This is a genomic window from Mesorhizobium sp. M7D.F.Ca.US.005.01.1.1 (assembly GCF_003952545.1).
Lineage (GTDB): Bacteria > Pseudomonadota > Alphaproteobacteria > Rhizobiales > Rhizobiaceae > Mesorhizobium > Mesorhizobium loti.
Window position 1 is genome coordinate 6774026 of record NZ_CP034453.1, and the last position, 21482, is coordinate 6795507.

At 63.8% G+C, this 21482-nt stretch carries 19 protein-coding genes and 1 pseudogene; 10 read left to right on the forward strand and 10 right to left on the reverse strand.

Annotation, left to right across the window (positions count from 1 at the left end):
• Positions 1-79 precede the first annotated feature (79 nt).
• Both EJ076_RS32880 and EJ076_RS32885 read right to left on the reverse strand, forming a co-directional pair.
• Positions 80-718 carry an NrsF family protein gene (locus EJ076_RS32880; protein WP_126070662.1) on the reverse strand — a complete coding sequence of 213 codons (639 nt, stop codon included), beginning with the start codon at positions 716-718 and terminating at the stop codon, positions 80-82.
• Position 719: 1 nt separating this feature from the next.
• On the reverse strand, positions 720-1271 hold the full coding sequence (locus EJ076_RS32885; protein ID WP_109671652.1) for a sigma-70 family RNA polymerase sigma factor: 552 nt from the start codon (positions 1269-1271) through the stop codon (positions 720-722).
• A 207-nt stretch (positions 1272-1478) separates the two neighbouring features.
• Here EJ076_RS32885 and EJ076_RS32890 point away from each other — a divergent pair, with 207 nt between their 5' ends.
• The 3 genes from EJ076_RS32890 to EJ076_RS32900 all read left to right on the forward strand — a co-directional run bounded on the left by EJ076_RS32890 (position 1479) and on the right by EJ076_RS32900 (position 5320).
• Positions 1479-2486 carry an iron ABC transporter substrate-binding protein gene (locus EJ076_RS32890; protein WP_126070663.1) on the forward strand — a complete coding sequence of 336 codons (1008 nt, stop codon included), beginning with the start codon at positions 1479-1481 and terminating at the stop codon, positions 2484-2486.
• A 174-nt stretch (positions 2487-2660) separates the two neighbouring features.
• Entirely contained in the window at positions 2661-4241 is a 1581-nt protein-coding gene (locus EJ076_RS32895) for an iron ABC transporter permease (protein ID WP_164548919.1), read from the forward strand.
• The gene (locus tag EJ076_RS32900) at positions 4238-5320 is read left to right on the forward strand and encodes an ABC transporter ATP-binding protein (protein WP_126070665.1); all 1083 of its coding nucleotides are present in this window, start codon (positions 4238-4240) and stop codon (positions 5318-5320) included. The genes EJ076_RS32895 and EJ076_RS32900 overlap by 4 nt, the downstream gene beginning before the upstream one ends.
• Before the next feature lie 30 nt (positions 5321-5350).
• Here EJ076_RS32900 and EJ076_RS32905 read toward each other — a convergent pair whose 3' ends face one another.
• The 5 genes from EJ076_RS32905 to EJ076_RS32925 form a co-directional block, all read right to left on the reverse strand.
• A complete protein-coding gene (locus tag EJ076_RS32905; protein WP_126070666.1) occupies positions 5351-6160 on the reverse strand; it encodes a phosphodiesterase in 810 nt (269 codons plus the stop codon).
• Positions 6161-6225: 65 nt separating this feature from the next.
• A complete protein-coding gene (locus tag EJ076_RS32910; RefSeq protein ID WP_109671647.1) occupies positions 6226-7326 on the reverse strand; it encodes a sn-glycerol-3-phosphate import ATP-binding protein UgpC in 1101 nt (366 codons plus the stop codon).
• A gap of 19 nt (positions 7327-7345) precedes the next feature.
• Positions 7346-8260, reverse strand: a complete 915-nt coding sequence (locus tag EJ076_RS32915) for an ABC transporter permease subunit (RefSeq protein ID WP_126070667.1) — start codon at positions 8258-8260, stop codon at positions 7346-7348.
• A gap of 7 nt (positions 8261-8267) precedes the next feature.
• A complete protein-coding gene (locus EJ076_RS32920; protein ID WP_109671666.1) occupies positions 8268-9152 on the reverse strand; it encodes an ABC transporter permease subunit in 885 nt (294 codons plus the stop codon).
• Positions 9153-9327: 175 nt separating this feature from the next.
• Complete coding sequence (locus tag EJ076_RS32925) at positions 9328-10680, reverse strand: extracellular solute-binding protein (RefSeq protein WP_126070668.1); 1353 nt, start codon at positions 10678-10680, stop codon at positions 9328-9330.
• 245 nt (positions 10681-10925) lie between these two features.
• Between EJ076_RS32925 and EJ076_RS32930 the strand changes: the two genes are divergently transcribed.
• Positions 10926-11966: an endonuclease/exonuclease/phosphatase family protein gene (locus EJ076_RS32930; RefSeq protein ID WP_126070669.1), complete on the forward strand. Its 1041-nt coding sequence runs from the start codon at positions 10926-10928 to the stop codon at positions 11964-11966.
• 149 nt (positions 11967-12115) lie between these two features.
• Here the strand turns inward: EJ076_RS32930 and EJ076_RS32935 are convergent, their stop codons facing one another.
• Entirely contained in the window at positions 12116-12805 is a 690-nt protein-coding gene (locus EJ076_RS32935; protein ID WP_126070670.1) for a TlpA disulfide reductase family protein, read from the reverse strand.
• Between the two features lie 35 nt (positions 12806-12840).
• Here EJ076_RS32935 and argH point away from each other — a divergent pair, with 35 nt between their 5' ends.
• From argH to lysA, 3 genes are all read left to right on the forward strand, one after another.
• Positions 12841-14241: an argininosuccinate lyase gene (argH, locus tag EJ076_RS32940; RefSeq protein WP_126070671.1), complete on the forward strand. Its 1401-nt coding sequence runs from the start codon at positions 12841-12843 to the stop codon at positions 14239-14241.
• Positions 14242-14384: 143 nt separating this feature from the next.
• A complete protein-coding gene (locus tag EJ076_RS32945) occupies positions 14385-14591 on the forward strand; it encodes a lipoprotein (protein ID WP_056583600.1) in 207 nt (68 codons plus the stop codon).
• 70 nt (positions 14592-14661) lie between these two features.
• Positions 14662-15930 (forward strand): diaminopimelate decarboxylase, encoded by a 1269-nt coding sequence (gene lysA / locus EJ076_RS32950; protein WP_126070672.1) that lies wholly within the window; start codon positions 14662-14664, stop codon positions 15928-15930.
• Positions 15931-15962: 32 nt separating this feature from the next.
• On the opposite strand, the gene EJ076_RS32955 is transcribed toward lysA, so the two are convergent.
• Positions 15963-16265: a metalloregulator ArsR/SmtB family transcription factor gene (locus EJ076_RS32955; RefSeq protein WP_126070673.1), complete on the reverse strand. Its 303-nt coding sequence runs from the start codon at positions 16263-16265 to the stop codon at positions 15963-15965.
• 50 nt (positions 16266-16315) lie between these two features.
• Between EJ076_RS32955 and EJ076_RS32960 the strand changes: the two genes are divergently transcribed.
• The 3 genes and pseudogenes from EJ076_RS32960 to EJ076_RS32970 all read left to right on the forward strand — a co-directional run bounded on the left by EJ076_RS32960 (position 16316) and on the right by EJ076_RS32970 (position 20488).
• Complete coding sequence (locus EJ076_RS32960; RefSeq protein WP_126070674.1) at positions 16316-17257, forward strand: threonine/serine dehydratase; 942 nt, start codon at positions 16316-16318, stop codon at positions 17255-17257.
• A gap of 212 nt (positions 17258-17469) precedes the next feature.
• Positions 17470-20064, forward strand: a complete 2595-nt coding sequence (locus EJ076_RS32965; RefSeq protein WP_126070675.1) for a TIGR02302 family protein — start codon at positions 17470-17472, stop codon at positions 20062-20064.
• Between the two features lie 53 nt (positions 20065-20117).
• Positions 20118-20488: pseudogene (locus EJ076_RS32970) on the forward strand (glyoxalase superfamily protein).
• On the opposite strand, the gene EJ076_RS32975 reads toward EJ076_RS32970, so the two are convergent.
• On the reverse strand, positions 20467-21348 hold the full coding sequence (locus tag EJ076_RS32975; RefSeq protein ID WP_126070676.1) for a LysR family transcriptional regulator: 882 nt from the start codon (positions 21346-21348) through the stop codon (positions 20467-20469). The pseudogene EJ076_RS32970 and the gene EJ076_RS32975 sit on opposite strands and share 22 nt — an antisense overlap.
• Between the last annotated feature and the right edge of the window lie 134 nt (positions 21349-21482).

Sequence of the window (21482 nt, forward strand, 5' to 3'; positions counted from 1 at the left end):
CGGCGCCATCGCTAACCGGCAAACAATTGCCGGCATGATTAAGGATCGGTGTGCATGGGCTCGGGATCGTGGCGGAACGCTACCAGCGCACGAAAAATCGTCCGCCGAGCGCACCGAGCAACGCGAGTGCTGCGATCGCTGTCGTGTACCAAGTGGCGACGAAAAGCGGCGAATCGTCGAAGCAGTGCGCGGCGTAGAAGGTCGCCGCCAGCCCGCCAGCGAGCAGACCCGCCACCGCACCGGCCAGCACCGGTCGTGTCGGCGCGCCGTAGCGCAGCATCCACAGGAAGATGGCAAGCGGACCGAGGCCGATCAACGGGATGAAGCCCATGCAGATCATCATGTTGGAGCCGACCATCCTTGTTCCCCACAGCGCCTCCGGCACCATGAAAAGCTCCAGAATCACCGCCACTGCTACCAGCACCGGAGCCGCGGCCATCCAGGCCATCGCCCGGCCCGTCGAGGCACCCGGCGTCGACAAGGCGCGGATCAAGGCAAAGGCGCTGACCGCAAGCACGATGGTGAAGACGAATTTGGAGAGGAAGCGCATCGTGTGCGCGGCCGCCATGAAATCAGGGCGCGGGCCGATGGTCAGCAGGAAAACGGCTGCCGCGATGACAACGGCCGCACCGGCGGCCATCCACCACGCCGACTGCAGCGGCATCGCCTTGCTGCTTGCATCGGCGTCCAGCGCCTTGATGAGATCGTCCGTCCTCATGTCATTCCCGCCCGAACCGCCCCTGCCCGAATCGCTTGGCTATCGCGGCAAGTCCCCGATGCAGCGACACACGCACCGCCGTCTCGCTGATACCGAACTTTGCTGCCGTCTCACCGATGGACCGCCCTTCCACCGAAACGGCCGAGACCACGGAGCGCTGCGCCGGCGACAGGCCGTCCAATGCCCGATTGATGTCGCGTTCGCTGACGGTCTCGGTTTCCGGCTCGGCGAAGGTCTCGGCGATATCGTCGACATCGATCTCGATGCGCCGCCCACGCCGCCGGAACGCGTCGATCAGCTTGAAGCGGGCAATCGCATAGATCCATGGCAACACCGGCGCGTCCTGGCGCCAGGTATGCCGTTTCACATGAATGGCCAACAAGGTTTCCTGCACGACATCCTCGGGATCGACCCCGCCCTGCACGATCTTGCGCCGAACAAAACCGCGCACCAGCGCGGCAATCCGGTGCAGAAAGTCGGCATAGGCCTTCTCGTCTCCCGCGATCGCGGCCCGCATCAGCCGGGAAAGCTCGGCCTCATCCTTGCCGCTCACAAGAGTTACTCCCCCGATTTTCGCGTCTCGGCGCTGATTTGTTACGTGGCCGGCGAAATAATGTCCAAGCCAAATTACCGGCAAATCACGAAAGTTTGTGCCTCGGCGTCTTATTAAAATCCGCAAGACAATGTTGACTATCCTTGTCATGTATCGATAGGTGCAGCCGTGACAGACTGAAGACTCCCCGAGATCGAGGACAATGCCATGAAATACGCTCTTTCCACCCTCGTCGGCGCCACCGCGCTGGCAATCAGCCTGATCGGCGGCCCGGCGATGGCGGAAGATGATGGCATCATTGTCTACAACGCCCAGCATGAAAACCTGACCAAGGCGTGGGCCGAAGGCTTCACCAAGGAAACCGGCATCAAGGTCACCGTGCGCAATGGCGGCGACAGCGACTTCTCCAACCAGATCGTCGCCGAAGGTACGTCTTCGCCGGCCGACGTCTTCCTGACCGAAAATTCACCGGCCATGGTGCTGGTCGAGACATCAGGCCTGTTCGCACCGGTCGACGCCGACACGCTGGCACAGGTTCCGCAGGACTATCAGCCGGCCAGCGGCAAATGGGTCGGCGTCGCCGCGCGCAGCACGGTCTTTGCCTATAACAAGACCAAGCTGACCGCCGACCAGCTGCCCAAGTCGATGCTTGACCTCGCCGATCCGAGCTGGAAGGGCCGTTGGGCCGCCTCCCCGTCGGGCGCCGATTTCCAGGCCATCGTCAGCGCGCTGCTTCAGCTCAAGGGCGAGGCCGCCACGGCTGGCTGGCTGAAGGCGATGAAGACCAATTTCACCGCCTATAAGGGCAACAGCACGGTGATGAAGGCGGTCAATGCCGGTGAGATCGAAGGAGGCGTGATCTACCACTATTACTACTTCGGCGATCAGGCCAAGACCGGTGAAAACAGCAAGAATGTCGAGCTGCACTATTTCAAGAACCAGGATCCGGGCGCGTTCGTTTCGATCTCCGGCGGCGGTGTGCTGGCCTCGAGCAAGCATCCTAAGGAAGCCCAGGCCTTTCTGAAATGGGTGACCGGCAAGGGCGGCCAGGACGTGCTGAAGACTGGCGATTCCTTCGAATACGCGGTCGGCAAGGGTGCGAAGTCTAACCCGAAGCTGGTGCCGCTCGCCGATCTGCAGGCACCGAAGGTCGATGCTACGACGCTGAACTCCAAGAAGGTCACCGATCTGATGACGGCAGCCGGCTTGCTTTAGTTGTCATTCCTCCTAAAAGGACAACCGACCACGCTCCCGCGGAAATTCGCCTTCCGCGGGAGTGATTTTGTTTTTCGAGATGGCATTCGTCGATGACGACACGCTGTGTTCCCGACCGCGATCGCGGCCCTTCAATTGCTGCCGCTGGACGGCAACGGCACGGCGTCTGACCTGATGCAGTCTGCGGTCGATCTCGCGCGCTCGGGCCTGCCTTTGGGCACAGGCCGAAGGGCGCGCCGACGCGCACCGCTTTGGCTGGTCGTCGCCGCCATCTTCGTTGCGCTGCTGGCGCTGGTGCCACTTGCCTTCATCATCTGGATCGCGGTGCAGACCGGTTGGGAGACCGTCTCGGCGCTGGTCTTCCGGCCGCGTGTCGGCGAGCTTCTGGTCAACACTGTCCTGCTGGTCGCGCTCTCCGTGCCGATCACCATCGTGCTGTCGGTTGCGCTGGCCTGGCTGACCGAGCGCAGCGACCTGCCGGCGGCCCGGCTCTGGGCCTGGCTGTGCGTGGCGCCGCTCGCCATACCGGCTTTCGTGCACAGCTATGCCTGGATCACCATGGTGCCGGGACTGCACGGCCTGTGGGCCGGCGTGCTGGTTTCCGTGATCGCCTATTTCCCGTTCTTGTATCTGCCGGTGTCGGCGGCGTTGCGCCGTCTCGATCCCGCCCTGGAGGACGCCGCCGCCGCACTCGGCCTTGGACCCTGGCGCGTCTTCTGGCGTGTCGTGTTGCCGCAATTGCGGCTCGCCATCTGCGGCGGCTCGCTGCTGGTCGGCCTGCACCTGCTGGCCGAGTACGGCCTCTATGTCTTCATCCGCTTCGACACCTTCACCACGGCGATCGTCGACCAGTTCCAGTCGACCTTCAACGGACCGGCCGCCAACATGCTGGCTGGCGTGCTGGTGAGCTGCTGCTTCGTGCTGCTCGGCCTCGAAGTGCTGGTGCGCGGCGAGGAACGCTATGCTCGTGTCGGCTCCGGCGCCGCGCGCTATCAGCAGCGCACAAGCCTCGGACGCGCCACCATCCCGAGCTTGCTCTTGCTTGTCATCACCACGCTGCTGGCGCTCGGCGTGCCGTTCGTCACCATCGGCGGCTGGCTTGCCGCCGGTGGCGCCGATGTCTGGCGCTTCGACGAGATCGGCCTGGCGCTTGGCCAGACGCTGTTCCTGGCGCTCGCCGGCGCATTGCTCGCCACGGTCGCCGCGATGCCAATGGCCTGGATCTCGATCCGCGCGCCGGGGCCATTGCAGCGTCTGCTGGAGGGCTGCAATTACATCGTCGGCTCGTTGCCGGGGGTCGTCATTGCGCTGGCGCTGGTCACCATCACCGTGCGCATCGCGCTGCCGCTCTACCAGACCCTGTTCACCATCCTGGTTGCCTATGCGCTAATGTTCCTGCCGCGCGCGCTGGTCAGCCTGCGGGCGTCGATCGCGCAGGCACCGGTCGAACTCGAACGCGCCGCTTCCAGCCTCGGCCGGCCGCCGCTGCAGGCGCTGTGGTCAACGACGATCCGCCTGTCGGCGCCAGGTGCCGCGGCTGGCATGGCGCTGGTGGCGCTCGGCATCATGAACGAACTGACCGCGACCCAGATGCTGGCGCCGAACGGCACCCGCACGTTGGCGATGGCCTTCTGGTCCTATAGCGGCGAGATTGATTATGCCTCCGCGGCACCTTACGCCTTCATCATGGTGGCGATGTCGCTTCCCTTGACCTGGCTGCTCTATGTCCAGTCGAAACGGATGGCCGGACGATGAGTTTTCTCGAAATCAGCGGCCTGCACAAGCATTACGGCCCGGTGGCCGCCCTTGCCGGCGTCGACCTGAACGTCGCCAGCGGGAGCCGCACGGCGATTGTCGGCCCGTCCGGCTGCGGCAAGACGACCTTGCTGCGGCTGATCGCCGGCTTCGAGGCCCCGGACCAGGGCCGCATCATGCTCGACGGCGAGGTGCTGGCCAATGGCGGCGCTGCGGTACCGGCGCATCGCCGCGGCATCGGCGTGGTGGCGCAGGATGGTGCGCTGTTCCCGCATCTGACCATTGGTGACAATATCGGTTTCGGCATGGGTCGCGGCGAGGACAAGCGCACCGAACGCATCGTCGAGCTCGCCTATATCGTCGGCCTCGACAAGGCGATCCTCAAACGCCGCCCGCACGAACTCTCCGGCGGCCAGCAGCAGCGTGTGGCGCTCGCCCGCGCCATGGCGATGAAGCCCAGGCTGATGCTTCTCGACGAGCCGTTCTCGGCCTTGGATACCGGCCTGCGCGCCTCGATGCGCAAGGCGGTGGCCGAGCTTCTAGAAGCCGCCGGCATCACCACCATCCTGGTCACGCACGACCAGGCCGAAGCGCTGTCCTTCGCCAGCCAGGTCGCGGTGATGCGCGACGGCAAGTTCTCGCAGGTAGGGACGCCGCGCGACCTCTATCTCAAGCCGAAGGACAGGATGATCGCCGAGTTCCTCGGCGACGCCATCATCCTGCCGGCAAAGATATCAGGCGGCTTCGCCAACTCGCCGCTTGGCCGCATCGCGGTCGACACCAATGACAGCCGCGATATCGCCCGCATCATGCTGCGGCCGGAGCAGATCGCACTGAAGAGAACGTCGCGCGAGGGCATGTCGGGCACTTCGGACATGCTGTTCGGCGAAGTGACGGAATCGGAATTCGCTGGCTCGATGTGCACGATCGCGGTGCGGCTCTTGAACAATGCCGATCCGCCCGATGCGGCCGCGATCGGCAACACGCCGCTGGTCCTGCGCAAACCGGGCATGGACACGCCGGCGGTCGGCGAGATCGTCCGGCTGACCGTATCGGGAAAGGCGCATGTCTTCGCCTGATTGATCGAAAGCGCTGACACACCGCGCCTCTCACGCCGTGAGGCGCTCGCCGGTTTCAGCGGAATAGATCGGCCATTGTTCGAGAAAATCGCAGCCATGCACGACCACGTGCTCGTTGGCGCTGTCGATGAGGATGACCGTGTAGGAAGGCGGCGCCTGCTCGACAATCTCGCTCGATCTGTCGAGCGCAAGCTCGAACCTGGCATGCAAGCCGCGCTGCGCCGAAAACGGAATGCCGGCGACCGTGCCGGCAATGTCGCGATGGACGTGGCCGAAGAAGATGTGGCGGACATTGCCATGGCGCCGCAGCAGGCCGAGCAACCGTTCGGGCTGCTCAAGGGCAAGCGGATCGAGCTGCGGCAGGCCGAGCGCGACCGGCGGATGATGCATGAAGACATAGGCCGGCCGGCCTGCCGCTTCCTCGAGCCGGGCTTCGAGCCAGGCTAGTCGCCTGTCGCACAATTCGCCTTCGACGCGACCTTCCGCCAGGCAGTCGAGAAACAGCAGCACCTCGTCGGCCGTTTGATGGGCCGACTGCACGAAGCCGTTCTCATCGAGCGGAATCTCGGGAAACGCCGCGACAAGATTGGCTCGTCGATCGTGGTTTCCCGGCAGCAGCCGCCAGGGCACCGACAGCGTGCTCAGGGCTGCCCTGAGATCGGCATAGCTCTCGGGCGCGCCGGTCTCGGTCAGATCGCCGGTGAAGACACAAAGCGTGGCATCGGCGTGATGCGCATTGATGTGCGCGATGCATGAAGCCAGCCGCTGATGCAGATCTGCGCCATAGCGGCGCTCGCCTTGCCGGCCAAGATGGACATCGGTGACCTGGATAATTTTCATTGCGCGCTTCTTGGACTTGTCGGTGGTGCCTGCCCGTCATCGGCGATGACTGGCGGCTTCAGAAATTAGAGTGCCGGTTCCGGCACCGAAGCCTTGAAGACCTCGAGACGTGTTCCCGTATCCGACGAGAAGAAATGCATATCCTCCGGCGAAATCTTCAGGCCGACCGCGCTGCCCGGTTCGGGGTGGACGGCCTCCGAGGTCATCACGGAGAACGACGCACCGTCGAGATCGACATAGATGACGCGTCCCGCGCCCAGCTCCTCGACGAGATCGACTGTGGCATCGAGCGCGCCTGCCGTGCCCGGCGCCACCAGGCGGACGGCTTCAGGCCGGATACCCATCGCTACCTTCGTGCCGACCGGCAGCCCCGCGCGTGCCATGGCTAGGCGCCGGCTGCCGCCAAGCAGCGACAGCCCGTCGAGATCAACTGTGCCTTCGAGGATGTTCATGGCCGGCGCACCGACGAAAGTGGCGACGAAGCGGCTGGCCGGACGGCTATAGATCTGGGCCGGCGTGCCGACCTGCTCGACGCGGCCGCCATTCATGACCACCAGCCGGTCGGCCAGCGTCATCGCCTCGACCTGGTCATGCGTGACGAAGACCGAGGTGGCATTCAGCCGGCGATGCAGCTTGCGGATCTCCGAACGCATCTGAACGCGCAGCTTGGCATCGAGGTTGGACAGCGGTTCGTCGAACAGGAACACCTTGGGCTCGCGGATCATCGCCCGGCCCATGGCGACGCGCTGCCTTTGGCCACCGGACAGCGCCATCGGCTTGCGGTCGAGCAGATGCTCGAGCTCCAACGTGCGGGCAACCGCCTGGACGCGCAGCTGGCGCTCGGCGGCGGGGACGCCGGCCACCTTGAGCGAATAGCCGATGTTCTGCGCCACGCTCATATGCGGATAGAGCGCGTAGTTCTGGAACACCATGGCGCAGCCGCGCTCGCGCGGCTCCAATTTGTTGACCACGGTGCCGTCGATGGCGATCTCGCCACCGGAAATCTCTTCCAGCCCAGCGATCATCCTGAGCAGCGTGGACTTGCCGCAGCCGGAAGGCCCGAGAATGACGACAAATTCGCCCGAGGCGATGTCGAGGTCGACGCCGTGCACAATCTGCAACTTGGCGTAGCTCTTCTTGACGTCGCGAATGGTGATGGAGGCCATCGGCTCTCTCCTTCTGAAGTCACTTCTCGGTGGCGATCAGGCCGCGCACGATCCAGCGCTGCATGGCCACGACGACGATCAGCGGCGGCAGCATGACGATGAGTGTGCCGGCCATGGCGATGTTCCATTCGGGAATGCCGCCGACGTTGGGAATGAGTTGCTTGAGTTCGGTGACCGCCATCGCATGGGATTGATCCGTGGTGATGAGCAGCGGCCACAAATACTGGTTCCATGCATACAGAAACATGATGGTTCCAAGCGCCGCCATGTTGGTGCGCGACAGCGGCAGCAGAACATCGATGAAGAAGCGCAGCGCGCCGGCACCGTCCATGCGCGCCGCCTCGGTCAATTCGTCCGGTATCGTCAGGAAGAACTGCCGATAAAGGAAGGTGCCGGTGGCCGTCGCGACCAGCGGCAGGATAAGCCCGGGATAAGAATTGAGCAGCCCTAGGTTCAGCGAGACCTGAACGCCCGAAACCTTTTCTATGAGCCAGCTTATGCCGGTCACGTCGAGAATCGCCTGATAGGGCGTAAGCACATTGGCAACGACCGCGTAGGTCGGGACGATGCGCACTTCCAGCGGCAGCATCAGGGTGACGAAGATCAGCCAGAAGATGAAGGTGCGGCCGGGATAGCGGAAATAGACGATCGAAAAGGCGGTAAGCGCCGAAATTATCACCTTGCCCGCCGCGACCCCCGTGGCAACGACGAAACTGTTGAGCAGCTTGGGGCCGAGATCGGCCGTCGTCCACGCCGTCTTGATGTTGAGCCAGAAATCGCTACCCGGCAGCAGGGACATCGGCACGTCGTTGACGTCCTTCAGATTGTGCGACGAGGCAATCACCACGATCACGAAAGGCGCGATCGCCAACAAAAACCCGATGAACAGCACAAGGTGCGTGACGAAGTTCAGGATGGGGGTGCGCTCTACCATGACCGTCTCACTGATAGTGCACGCGCCGCTCGATAAAGCGGAACTGGAAGATGGTAAGCACGATGATGAGCACCATCAGGATGATGCTCTGCGCGGCGGCGCCGGAAAAATCGAGGCCTTTGAAGCCGTCGGAATAGATCTTGTAGACCATCAAATTGGTGGCGTTCGCCGGCCCACCCGAGGTCATGATGTCGACGATGCCGAACGAATCCTGGAAGCTCTCGGTGATGTTGATGACCAGCAGGAAGAAGATCGTCGGCGTGATCAGCGGGAACTGGATGTCCCAGAAACGTCTGACGACCCCGGACCCGTCCATCGCCGCTGCCTCGATCAGCGAACGCGGGATGGCCTGGAACGCGGCCAGGAAGAAAATGAAGTTGTAGCCGACATATTTCCACGAGAAGGCGACGATGATCGACGCCATGGCATCCGCGCCATCGAGACCCGGATCCCAGATCCCTGGCCACATCCGGTTGATGACGGAAAGGAACCCCGCCTCCGGCGCCAGAATGAAGCGGAACGCCAGCGCCAGCGCAGGCGCCGCGATGCCGTAAGGCCAGATCAGCACCACGCGATAGAAGCGCGAGCCGGCAAGCTGGCGGTCGGTCAGCGCCGCGAGCACCAGCGCGACGAACATCGCAAGCCCGGTGCTGATCGCGGCAAAGACCAGGCTGGCGGTGATCGAATTCCAGTAGTCGGCGTTGGACAGGATCGAGCGGAAATTGTCGAGCCCGACCCAGACATTGCCGCCGCCCCAGGGCTGCTGCAGCGTCAGCGACCAGTACACGGCCTGACCGGCGGGCCAGTAGAAGAACGTGAAGATCAAGAGGAGCTGAGGCACCGCGAAAAGGATGCCGATCGTCCAGCTGCCAAAGGTAACGCGTTTTTCCATCGGTCCGCCGATGCCGCTCAACGGCCACTTAGAGCAAGATTAATAACGAAATGGCCGCCCGTCGACCCAAGCATGATCCCGAAAAGTGGAAACCCGTTTTCACGGACAAACGGTTTCCGTTTGTCCAGGGATCATGCTCGGAGAAGACCGGCGGGCGGCCGCGTAGATTCCGAGATCAGGGCAGGGTCTTGCCCGGATAGGTCTGCTGGAAGCGGTCGAGGATGGCGTCGCCATTCTTGACCAGCGTATCGAGGCCTTCCTGGACGCTGACCTTGTTGGCGAAGATCGCCTGCATCTGCGTGCCGAACTCGGCGCGGATCTGGGTGAAATTGCCCAGCCGCACACCGCGGGTGATTTCGGTCGGCTCGGACGCGGTCAGGCTGGCGATCGCGACTTCACGGCCCTTGTAGGGCGCCTTGTCGTAGAAGCCGGTGGACTTCATGTAGTCGAAGCCCGACTTGGTCACCGGGATGTAGCCGGTGTTGGTCGACCAGAACAATGCGGTCTTGGGGTCGTGGATGAAGTTGAGGAACGCGGCTGCACCTTTGTATTCCGCATCCGACTTGCCCGAGAGAACCCATAGCGAAGCGCCGCCGACGAGCGAATTCTTGCGCTCGGTACCGGCATAGACCGGCAGTTCGGCGACATCCCAGTTCATGCCTTCCTTCTGGGTCTTGCCGACGGTGCCGTGATCGCCGACCGAGGTCAGGATGACCTGGCAGGTGCCGGAAGCGAAGGCCTGGACCATATCCTGGCCGAGGTCCTTGGACTTGATCTTGATCAGGCCGGCATCATACCACTTCTTGAGATCGGTGACGTACTGGACGAACTTGGTCTTGTTGACTTCCAGACGCGCGTCGAGGCCGTCATAGCCGTTGTTCTTGGTGGCGACTGGTTGGTTGTGGAGCGCCGAGAACTGCTCCATCAGCTGCCAGCTTTCATTGGCGGAGATGTTGATCGCCATCGGGCACTCGTAGCCGGCCTCCTTCAATGCCTGGAGGTCGGCTGCGACATCTTCCCAGGTCTTCGGCGCCTCGGTCTTGCCGATCTTGGCGAAGGCGTCCTTGTTCCAGTACATCAGTGGGGTCGACGAATTGAACGGGAAGGACAGCATCTCGCCCTTCGAGGTCGCATAGTAGCGCGCGATGCCGGGGAAATAGTCGGCGTAGTCGATCTTGTAGCCGTTCTCTTCCATCAGCTTGTCGGCCGGCTTGTAGGCGCCCGACAGCATCATGGTGGCGGTGCCGACGTCATAGACCTGGACGACGGCGGGCTGCTTGCCGGCGCGGAAGGCAGCGATCGTGTTCTGCAGCGTGGCGTCGTAATTGCCCTGGCTGGTGCAGACGACTTCATAGTCGGTCTGCGAGGCGTTGAAGTTCTTGCACAGCGTGTCGACGACGCGGGCGAGATCGCCCGAAAGGCCGAACCAGAAATCGAATTTTACCGGCTCTGCGACGGCAGGCATGGCAAGCGCTGCGCTGAGCGCGCCAGCGGCAAGGGCGGCGAAGCCCCGCTTGATGATGGTCATGATTTCTTCCCTCTTGAGTGGCTGTTGACAAGGGTCTTGCGCAAGTCCTTGCACGCTCTCTTAGAGAAGGTATGTGACAGTTCTGCTGTGGCCTCTCAGGCCTGTGGACAGCCCGTCTCTCCTCCTCTCCGGCGGTTGCGCCGGCATGAAAATGTCATGCCGGCGCTCTAGGTAGCTAGGGCGGCTGCCGAGGACGTAAAGACCCTGAAGAGCTGTCATGATTACCCGGCTAAGGGATGAATGAAATGCTGGTGCCACAGCTGACGCATGTTCCACTCGCTGAGCGCCAGGCCATGCGCGACGGGCCACGCGACAGCGCCACCCATCTGCGCCTGGCTGCCGCCACACCGGCACTTGGCCAGATCGAAATCGGCGGCAAGACTTCACGCGAAAGCGCCGGCGAAACGCTCACCGTCGTGGCCTGGAACGTCGAACGGCTGCGCCATGGCGATGCTATCGCGGCCACGCTTGCCGGCCAGGCTCCCGATGTCGTGCTGCTGTCCGAGGTTGACGAAGGCATGGTGCGCTCAGGCAACGGCCATCCTTTGCGTGTTCTTGCCGACCGACTCGGCCATGCCTTCGCCTATGGTGTCGAATTCGTCGAGCTCGGCGGCGGCAACGAGGCTGAGCAGGCCGCAACCGGCACGGCCCAGAATACAGAAGGCTTCCATGGCAATGCCGTGACCAGCGCCATCCCACTACTTCGCCCTTTCCTGGTCCGCCTCGAGGCGGCTGGCGGCTGGTTCCGGCCGGAACGCGGCCAGCCGCGCATCGGCGGACGCATGGCCATCGGTGGCCAGGTGCGGATCGGTGACCGCAGGGTGACGGTGGTCTCGGTGCATCTCGAAAACCGCACAGATCCCGCCGGCCGTGCCATCCAGACCAGCCATCTCCTCGATGCCATCGACAAATACGATTCGCGGGCGCCGGTCTTGCTTGGCGGCGACTTCAACACGCTGACGTCAACCCATGAGGAGCGCAATGACGATCCCGACGCTTGGGCGGCGCGCATCGCGGCAGAGCCGGACCGGCTGATCGATGTCGAACGCCATGAACCACTGTTCGCGGTCCTCGCCGGGCGCGGTTACGACTGGAAGCCCGCCAACAAGCTCGACCTGCCCACGCAGCGACGCGAGGCCGGCGATCCCACCCCGATCGGCCACATCGACTGGTTCTTCACGCGCGGCCTTGTCGCAACGGCTCCTGCCGTTCTTCCGGCTGTGCTGGCGGACGGCAGGCCGAGCTCCGATCACGAGGCACTTGTCGTGACGGTCCGCATCGCCTGACGAGCGCGGGCGGCCGGCTTCCACCAGAAGAAATCAACCACCCCTGCTCCGGAAAAACACGCCTTCGCGCCCGCGCCCGCGCCCGCGCTCGGTCTGAACAGGGCCTGATCGCCCAAAGGGTATAGCGGCTTTGGGAGAACGACGCGCTTTTAGAGGCTTTCGGGCTTGAGCGCCATCTCGACCAGCCGCCTGGCATCCGGCCCCGACCATTCGGCCGGGCCATTCATATGGGCGATCAGGCAGCCTTCGCCGTCGATCAGCATGGTGACGGGAAGACCGAGCGCCAGGCCGCGCGTCTTGAGGTCGTTGAACAGCCCCATCGTCGAATCCCTGAAATAGCCGAGCGTCTTGACGCCGGTATCGCTGAGGAACTTCTTCGGCTTCGTATCGTCACCTGCATCGACATTGACGGCGACCACTTGAAAGGCGTCGCTGCCCTTTTCCTTCTGCAGTGCATCGAGCGCCGGCATTTCGGCTCGGCACGGCGCGCACCATGTCGCCCACAGATTGAGCAGCACCGTCTTGCCGGCATGATCGGCAAGCGTCATCGGCTTGCCGTCCGGGCCATTGAAGGCGAGGCTCTTTAGGGATTGCGGCGGATCGGCCGGCAGAAGCGCGGCGACCTCACCGGTGGCGGAAGCCGCGACCTTCTTGGCGCGGTCGCTCTTGGCGGCGCAGACAACGTCGTCCTTGCTCTCGCCGACGGCCGCTTGTGCCGGTGCATTGTTGCCAGACCGGCTCTCGCTGACATATACCGCGACCGCGCCGGCCAGCGCGCCTGCCACCAAGGCGGCGAAGATCAGGCGCGGGGCCGGGAAGAATCTATTACCGTCTGCCATTTTCTCAAAACTGCTCCGAAGCACGGGTTATAGCCATGAGCGACAAGAAGACCAGCAACCAGATGTGGGGCGGACGTTTTGCCTCGGGTCCGGCCGCGATCATGGAAGCCATCAACGCGTCGATCTCGTTCGACCGTAAACTCTATGCCCAGGACATCAAAGGCTCGATCGCCCATAGCGAGATGCTGGCGCAAACGGGCATTATTTCGGCAGCCGATCAAGAAAAAATCGCTCACGGGCTGAACACGATCCTGAAAGAGATCGAGGCCGGCACCTTCGAGTTCTCGACCCGGCTCGAAGACATCCACATGAACATCGAGGCACGCCTTGCCGATCTGATCGGCCCGGCGGCCGGCCGGCTGCACACCGCCCGCTCGCGCAACGACCAGGTGGCGGTCGATTTGAGGCTGTGGGTCAAGGACGAGTGCTTTCGCGTCGCCGAGGCGCTGAAAGGGTTGATCAAAGCGCTGCTGGAGCGGGCCGAGGAGCATGCGGCAACGGTGATGCCGGGCTTTACCCATATGCAGGCGGCACAACCGGTGACCTTCGGCCATCACTGCATGGCCTATGTCGAAATGTTTTCGCGTGACCTGTCGCGTGTGCGCGATGCGATCGAACGGATGGACGAAAGCCCGCTCGGTGCCGCAGCGCTCGCCGGCACCAGTTTCCCGATCGACCGTCACCAGACCGCCAAGGCGCTCGGCTTCCGCGAGCCGATGCGCAATTCGCTCGACAGCGTTTCGGACCGCGATTTCGCTCTCGAATTCCTCGCTCTTGCCGCGATCTGCGCCACGCATTTGTCGCGGCTGGCCGAGGAGATCATCATCTGGTCGACGCCGCAGTTCGGCTTCGTCAGGCTGTCGGACTCGTTTTCCACCGGCTCCTCGATCATGCCGCAAAAGAAGAACCCTGACGCCGCCGAACTGGTGCGCGGCAAGACCGGCCGCGTCACCGGCCATCTGGTCGGCCTGCTGACGGTGATGAAGGGCATGCCTTTGACCTATGGCAAGGACATGCAGGAAGACAAGGAATCGGCGTTCGATACCGCCGAGACGCTCGACCTGATGCTGGCCGCGATGACCGGCATGGTCTCGGACATGACGATCAACGCAGCCGCGATGAAGAAGGCCGCCGGCTCCGGCCACGCGACAGCGACCGACCTCGCCGACTGGCTGGTGCGCACGCTCGGCCTGCCGTTCCGCGAGGCGCATCATGTCACCGGCCGGGCGGTGGCACTGGCCGAAGACAAGAAGGTGGGGCTGGAGAAGCTTTCGCTGGAGGATTTGCAGTCGATCAATCCCGGCATCACGGCGGACATATTTTCGGTGCTGGCGGTGCAGAACTCGGTCAAGAGCCGCACCAGTTTCGGCGGCACCGCGCCGTCGGAAGTGAGGAAGCAGATCCGCGCCTGGAAAAAGCGACTGGCGAAAGCGTGATGCCAGATATTGCGACCAGCAATATCTCGGATGCTGCAACCAGCAATATCCCGGGGATATTGCGACCAGCAATATCCGGGGTGCAATACGCTGAGAACTCGGCTAAAAGCGGCGGCTGGCAAACGTTTCGGACGGATGGATCGATGACCGGAAGCAGGATTTTGGTGACGCTGACGCTGCTGGTTGCGATCGCGGCCGTTTCGGCCTGCGGCAGGAGGGGCGGTCTCGACACGCCCTATGAGGCAGCCGTGCAAGCGCGCAAGGACGCCTCGAAGGCTCACCAGCCTGTGCCGCCGGAGCCGGAAAAACCGGTCGTGGACAAGAAATTCATCCTCGACCCGCTGATCTAGAGCCGATGACACCGGGGTTGGTCTTTCCAAACCCGGTCTCATCGTGCCCCAACTTTCCGGAACCACTCTCGTGAACCATTTCGACTACCGCGACGGCGTGCTCCATGCCGAGGACGTGGCGATCCCCGATATCGCCACGCAGGTCGGCACGCCGTTCTACTGCTATTCGACGGCCACCTTGACCAGACACTACCGGGTGTTCGCGCAAGCCTTTGCCGGGCTCGACGCGCTGGTCTGCTACGCCATGAAGGCTAATTCCAACCAGGCCGTTCTGCGCACGCTGGCGAAGCTCGGCGCCGGCGCCGATGTGGTTTCGGAAGGTGAATTGCGCCGGGCGCTGGCCGCCGGCATCCCAGCCGGCAAGATCCTGTTTTCGGGCGTCGGCAAGACCGCGCGCGAAATGGATTTTGCCCTTGCCGCTGGCATCCTCTGCTTCAACGTCGAATCCGAGCCTGAACTCGAACTGCTGTCGGCGCGAGCCGCCGCGCTTGGCAAGGTGGCGCCAATCTCGCTGCGCATCAATCCCGACGTCGACGCCAGGACCCACAAGAAGATCTCCACCGGCAAGGCCGAGAACAAATTCGGCATCCCGTGGCAGAAGGCGCGCCAGGTCTATGCCCGCGCGGCAACGCTTCCCGGCATCAAGATCACCGGCATCGACACCCATATCGGCAGCCAGATCACCGAACTGCAGCCTTTCGACGACGCCTTCGCCCTGCTTGTCGATCTGGTCGGCGCGCTGCGTGCCGACGGCCATGCCATCGAGCATGTCGATCTCGGCGGCGGCCTCGGCATTCCCTACCGCGTCGACAACAACCCGCCGCCGCTGCCCGACGCCTACGCCCAGATTGTCAGGAAGCACGTCACCAAGCTCGGCTTGAAGGTGATGTTCGAGCCGGGCCGGCTGATCGTGGGCAATGCCGGTATCCTCGTCTCGGAAGTGATCTTCGTGAAGGAAGGCGACGCCAAGAATTTTCTGGTCGTCGATGCCGCCATGAACGACCTGATCCGGCCGACGCTGTACGATGCGTTCCACGATATCCGTCCGGTCGTGCAGCCGCCGGCCGACACGCCGCGCATGATGGTCGATGTGGTTGGCCCGGTCTGCGAGACCGGCGATTATATCGGCCTCGATCGCGATCTGCCCAGGCTGAAGGCCGGCGACCTGATTGCCGTCTCCACCGCCGGCGCCTATGGCGCGGTACAGGCCGGCACCTACAACACCCGCCTGCTGGTACCGGAAGTGCTGGTCGACGGCGACCGGTTCCACGTCGTGCGTCCGCGCCTGACCTATGACGATCTGATCGGGCTGGATTCCATGCCCGACTGGCTTGCGTAAAAGCTGCCCGGCCTGAATGCAGGCCGGGAACGCTACAGCCGGCTCTGGATGAGCGCCCTGATGTCGGCGATCCTGTCCTCATCGCGGCGGTAGAATGTCCATTGCTTGATGCGCCTGGCGCGCAACAAGCCGGCCTGGGTGAGCACGCGCATATGCTCACTCAGCGTCGCCTGGGTGATTCCGAGCTTTTCGGCGATCAGCAGCGCGCAAACGCCGTCCTCGACCAGATCGCCATCCGCTTGGGCAGGGAAATGCGCGCGCGGATCCTTTAGCCAGTCGAGGATCTGCAGCCTGCGTTCGTTGGCAATCGCCTTGAAGACATCAACCTCTTGCATTTAGCCATTTTGCCAAGTTACTAATTGCTGTCAATCCCGAGGAGATCATCATGTCGCAGGGCAATACCGTCACACGCGAGCGCATTGCCGCGATGGAACCGCGCATCCGCCCCTATGTGCGCCACACACCGGTGCTGCGTGTCGACATGGCCGACTTCGACCGCGCGCCACTGACGGTCGACCTGAAGCTCGAATGCCTGCAGCATTCGGGTTCGTTCAAGGCGCGCGGCGCCTTTACCAACTTGCTGGAGCGTGCGGTCCCAAAGGCCGGTGTCGTCGCCGCATCCGGCGGCAACCATGGCGCGGCCGTCGCCTATGCCGCCATGCGGCTGGGCCACAAGGCGACCATCTTCGTTCCCGAGGTGAGCCCGGCGGCCAAGCTGGAGCGTATCCGCAGCTACGGCGCCGAGCTGATCGTCGGCGGCGCCCGCTATGCCGAGGCGCTAGCCGCCAGCGAACGTTTCGCGGAGGAGACCGGCGCCCTCCAGATCCACGCCTTCAACCAGGAGGAAACGTTGGTCGGCCAAGGCACGCTCGGGCTCGAAATCGAGAGCGATTTGCCTCAGATCGACACGCTGCTGGTCGCTGTCGGCGGCGGCGGCCTGATCGGCGGCATTGCTGCCTGGTTTGCCGGCCGCATCCGCATCATCGCCGTCGAGCCGGAAGGGGCCCCGACGCTTTACCGTGCCTTCGAGGCCGGACACCCCGTCGACGCGCCGGCCGAGGGCATCGCCGCTGATTCGCTGGCGCCAAAGCGCGTCGGCGAAATGATGTTCCCGATCGCCGAGGCCTTTGTCGAACGCTCGATCCTGGTCAGCGACGACGACATCATCGCCGCGCAGAAGGCCCTGTGGAACCGGGTCCGCATCATCTCCGAGCCGGGTGGCGCCGCGGCCTTTGCCGCCGTCCTGTCCGGCCGCTATACGCCGGCGCCGGGCGAACGCGTCGCCGTGCTGGTCTGCGGGGCGAATGCCAACCCGGCGACCTTCTGACTGCAACTATAGCGATGGGCTTCACGTTTTTTGAAAGCGCCTCGCCTTTGCCGTGTTTGCTGGTATTCTTCGAGTCGTGAGGCTTGGGCTATCCTGCCCGCCCCACAGCATGATTCCGAAAAGTGGAATCCGGTTTTCGGAACAGATCATGCTCAAGGAGATAGAGCCCCATCCCGGTTCTTTCGGGATGGAATAGGCTCTAGGAAGGGCCGATGACGCAACGACCCACCTTCAGCAGCGATCGCGGCCTGGCCGGGCGCCTTGCCTTGAGCCGGCTGGCGACGCGGGTCTCGATGATGGTCGAGCGCGGCTGGCCGTTGCTGCTTCCGCTCGTCATCGTCGCCAGCCTGTTCCTCAGCATCTCTTGGCTCGGCATCTTCTCCCGGGTGCCGGATATGGCGCGCATCGGCCTCGTCGCCGCCTTCGCCATCGCGGCATTGGCCGCGCTCTACCCGCTGCGCTTCTTCCGCCTGCCGGGCGCTGCCGAAATCGACCGCCGGATCGAGGCGGCCAATCAACTGTTGCACAGCCCGGTGCTGGTGCAGACCGACCGGCCAAGCGGCCGGGAAAGCAGCTTTTCGCAGGCGCTGTGGCGCGAACACCAGAAGCGCATGGCCGGAAAGCTCGACAGCCTCGGCGCCGACCTGCCGCGTACACGCGTGCCGGAACACGACCCCTGGGGGCTGCGCGCGGTGGCGGCACTTTTGCTCGTTACCGCCTTTGCCTTCTCCTTCGGGCCAACAGGCGGCAGGATCAGCGACGGGTTCAATGCCCATGGCGCGCATGATGCCGTGCCGCCGCGCATCGACGCCTGGGTGACGCCACCGGCCTACACCGGCAAGCCGCCGATCTTCCTGACCGCCGACGCCAACCAGGCGACGCCGACCTTCACCATTCCGGAAGGCAGCGACGTCTCGCTGCGTGTGACCGGCGGCTCGGGCGAAGAAACCCTTGCCTATGCCGACAAGCAGGGCAATTCCCGCGCCATCGACCCGGCCGGCCCCCAGGCCGCCGCCGCCAAGCCGGCGCCAACGCCGGCGACACCATCCAAAGTGCGCCAGTTCACCGGCAAGCTGACCGGTGACGGCACGCTGACGCTGACGTCGGGCGAGGACCAACTGGGGCGCTGGGCCTTCGCGGTCATATCCGACAAGCCGCCACAGATCCGCTTCGTCGGCGAGCCGAAGCGCGCCGCCAACGGCGCCTTCGAACTCAACTACCAGATCGACGACGATTATGGCGCCGCCACCGCCAAGGCGGTGTTCGCGCTCGCCGATCCGCAGGCGCCCAATGCACACCCGCTCTATGGTCCGCCTGAAATGCCGCTGTCGCTGCCGCGTCGTGGTGGAAAGTCGAACGCCGCCAGGACCTCGAAGGACCTGACCGAACATGTCTGGGCCGGCAACAGCATCAAGCTGACGCTGGTTGCCACCGACGATGCCGGGCACACCGCATCGAGCGAAACCAAGACGCTGCTGATGCCGGAGCGGCCATTCGCCAACCCGCTGGCGCGCGCGGTGATCGAGCAGCGCCGCCTGCTGGCGCTCGACGCCAACGCCAAGCCGCGCGTGCTCGACCTGATGGACGCCATCACGCTGCGGCCGGAAGACACGTTCGACAACATGTCCCACTACCTCGCCATCATGAGCGCCCGCAGCCGGCTGAAGATGGCCGACAGCGACGATCAGTTGCGCAGCGAGGTCTCCTATCTCTGGGAAATCGCGCTCGGCATCGAGGAAGGCAATCTCTCGGCCGCGGAAAAGCGGCTGCGCCAGGCGCAGCAGGCGCTGCAGGACGCCATCAAGAATGGCGCCAGCGATGCTGAAATCGAGAAAGCGATGAAGGAACTGCGCGAGGCGATGAACCAGTTCCTGCAGGAATTCGCGGAGCGCGCCAAGCAGAATCCCAACGCACCGCAGATGCAGCAGAACGGCCAGGAACTGCGCCAGAGCGACATCGACCGCATGATGGACCAGATCGAGAATCTGGCGAAGTCGGGCGATCGCGACAAGGCGCAGCAATTGCTGTCGCAACTGCAGGACATGATGAACAATCTCCAGGCCGGCCGCCAGCAGCAAGGCGGCCAGCAGGACAGCGAGATGCGCCAGCAGATGGACAAGCTCGGCGAGATCCTGCGGCGCCAGCAGGAGATGATGAACGACACCTTCCGCATGGACCAGATGCAGCGCGGCGAGCGCCAGCGCGGACAGAACCGCGACGAGCAGCTCGGCGAAGGCAACGGCCAGGGTGAGGACAAGCCAGGGGTCGGCGAGGACCGCGATCCGCTCGCCCGGCAAAAGCCGATGACACCGCAAGAATTCGCCGACGCGCTGAAACAGCTGCAGCAAGGCCAGGGCCAGCTGAAAAGCGACCTCGAGCAGCTGAAGAAGGGTCTCGAAGGCATGGGCATGGAGCCCAATGAAGGATTTGGCGAGGCCGGCAAGTCCATGGGCAATGCCGAACAGGCCCTCGGAGAGGGCCAAGGCGACGAGGCCGTCGGCCATCAGGGCCGGGCGCTGGAAGCGCTGCGCAAAGGCGCCAAGGACATGATGAAGCAGATGCAGGCCATGCAGGGCGACCAGGGCGGCAGCGAGGAAGGCGGCCGTCAGCAGAACGCCGATCGTGATCCGCTCGGCCGGCCGCGCGCCAGCCAGGGTCCCGATTTCGGCGATTCGGTGAAGGTACCCGACGAGATCGACGTGCAGCGCGCCCGTCAGATTCTGGAAGCGATCCGCAAGCGGCTCGGCAATGCGCTCAGCCCCGACATCGAACGCAGCTATCTCGAACGGCTGCTCGAGCTGAAGTAAGGATTGCCCGCCTCCCACCCCGCCCGAAAACCCTCTTCAACGGTTGCACCACCATGCCTAGACTTGGCGCCGTCACGCCCATCCTGCGCATCTTCGACACTGCCAAGGCGCGTGAATTCTATGTCGGCTTCCTCGGCTTCGAGGTGCAGTGAAGCATCGCTTCGACGACAACGCGCCGCTTTACATGGCGATCGGCCGCGATGGCTGCGTCCTGCATCTCAGCGAACATCACGGCGACGGTGCACCCGGCATTGCCGTGCGCATCAAGGTCGAGGACATCGCCGCGCTACATGGCGAACTGATCGGCAAGAAATACCGGTTCGCCAAGCCGGGCCTGGAAGAGACGCCTTGGAAGACCCGCGAGGTATCGGTCGCCGATCCATTCGGCAACCGCCTGCATTTCTATGAAGATGCCGCCGGCTGACTGAGCCTGTTGACGAACGCTTCGCGGATTGCCTCCTGCATACCGTCGATCGCCTCGCCTGACGCATTCGGGTTGCGGTGCATCACCACATTCGAGGAATCGATGGCGCCGAACCCGTCCGCGGTCGTCAGTTCACGGCAGCCGTCGGGAATGTTGCTGCGTGAAATCGGCGCGATCGCCAGTCCGGAGGTGACGGCGAGCTTGAGGCCGCCGGTGGTGTCGCTGGTATAGGCGACACGATAGGCAAGATCGCGTTGCTCCAGCGATTTGATGGCGAAGTCCTTGCACCAGCCGGCCCGGTTGTAGAGTGCGATCGGCACCGGCTGTTCCTCATGCATATGGTGCAGGGTCGACGTTACCCACACGGTCGGATCGTGCATCAGCACTTCGCCGGCGGCAGGATCCTGCCATTCAAACACCACGCACAGATCGAGTTCGCCGGCGGCAAGCGCGGCTATCTGTGCCCCCGAATGCGCATAGCGCACGGTGACCTCGACCTGTGTATGGCGCTTCGAAAAGGCACCGAGCGCGCGCGACAGGATGGCGTGGCCATACTCCTCGGGAATGCCGATGCGCACCGGCCCGCCGAGCGGCGGCGCCGCCATCGACGCCGACGTCTCGTCGAGCAGCGAGACAATGCGGCGGGCGTTGACGATGAGTTCGCCGCCGCGCCGCGTCAGCGCGACGCCGCGCGAACCGCGCTCGAACAGACTGTCGCCAATCAGCTCTTCGAGCTTCTTCATCTGCATCGACACCGCCGACTGGGTGCGGCCGGCCTGCTCCGCCGCCTTGGTGAAATTGCCGGTCTCGGCAATCGCCACGAAGGTGCGCAGGAGGTCGCTGTCGAGGGTCGGTCGCATGAAATCCGCCATAAGGAAATTTGATCGCTGGTATCATTCCAATTCGTTTGCAACATGTCAAACGCAGGATGATAGTGGCCACGCCCATTGGATATGCGACTGCGAAATCAGCCGCGGACCAATCAAGAGTCCTC

Excerpts from the sequence above, each read along its gene's own strand:
- EJ076_RS32880 (WP_126070662.1), bottom strand. The coding sequence starts at position 718 with ATGAGGACGGACGATCTCATCAAGGCGCTGGACGCCGATGCAAGCAGC.
- EJ076_RS32890 (WP_126070663.1), top strand. The coding sequence starts at position 1,479 with ATGAAATACGCTCTTTCCACCCTCGTCGGCGCCACCGCGCTGGCAATC.
- EJ076_RS32895 (WP_164548919.1), top strand. The coding sequence starts at position 2,661 with ATGCAGTCTGCGGTCGATCTCGCGCGCTCGGGCCTGCCTTTGGGCACA.
- EJ076_RS32900 (WP_126070665.1), top strand. The coding sequence starts at position 4,238 with ATGAGTTTTCTCGAAATCAGCGGCCTGCACAAGCATTACGGCCCGGTG.
- EJ076_RS32905 (WP_126070666.1), bottom strand. The coding sequence starts at position 6,160 with ATGAAAATTATCCAGGTCACCGATGTCCATCTTGGCCGGCAAGGCGAG.
- EJ076_RS32910 (WP_109671647.1), bottom strand. The coding sequence starts at position 7,326 with ATGGCCTCCATCACCATTCGCGACGTCAAGAAGAGCTACGCCAAGTTG.
- EJ076_RS32915 (WP_126070667.1), bottom strand. The coding sequence starts at position 8,260 with ATGGTAGAGCGCACCCCCATCCTGAACTTCGTCACGCACCTTGTGCTG.
- EJ076_RS32920 (WP_109671666.1), bottom strand. The coding sequence starts at position 9,152 with ATGGAAAAACGCGTTACCTTTGGCAGCTGGACGATCGGCATCCTTTTC.
- EJ076_RS32925 (WP_126070668.1), bottom strand. The coding sequence starts at position 10,680 with ATGACCATCATCAAGCGGGGCTTCGCCGCCCTTGCCGCTGGCGCGCTC.
- EJ076_RS32930 (WP_126070669.1), top strand. The coding sequence starts at position 10,926 with ATGCTGGTGCCACAGCTGACGCATGTTCCACTCGCTGAGCGCCAGGCC.
- EJ076_RS32935 (WP_126070670.1), bottom strand. The coding sequence starts at position 12,805 with ATGGCAGACGGTAATAGATTCTTCCCGGCCCCGCGCCTGATCTTCGCC.
- argH (WP_126070671.1), top strand. The coding sequence starts at position 12,841 with ATGAGCGACAAGAAGACCAGCAACCAGATGTGGGGCGGACGTTTTGCC.
- EJ076_RS32945 (WP_056583600.1), top strand. The coding sequence starts at position 14,385 with ATGACCGGAAGCAGGATTTTGGTGACGCTGACGCTGCTGGTTGCGATC.
- EJ076_RS32955 (WP_126070673.1), bottom strand. The coding sequence starts at position 16,265 with ATGCAAGAGGTTGATGTCTTCAAGGCGATTGCCAACGAACGCAGGCTG.
- EJ076_RS32960 (WP_126070674.1), top strand. The coding sequence starts at position 16,316 with ATGTCGCAGGGCAATACCGTCACACGCGAGCGCATTGCCGCGATGGAA.
- EJ076_RS32965 (WP_126070675.1), top strand. The coding sequence starts at position 17,470 with ATGACGCAACGACCCACCTTCAGCAGCGATCGCGGCCTGGCCGGGCGC.
- EJ076_RS32975 (WP_126070676.1), bottom strand. The coding sequence starts at position 21,348 with ATGCGACCGACCCTCGACAGCGACCTCCTGCGCACCTTCGTGGCGATT.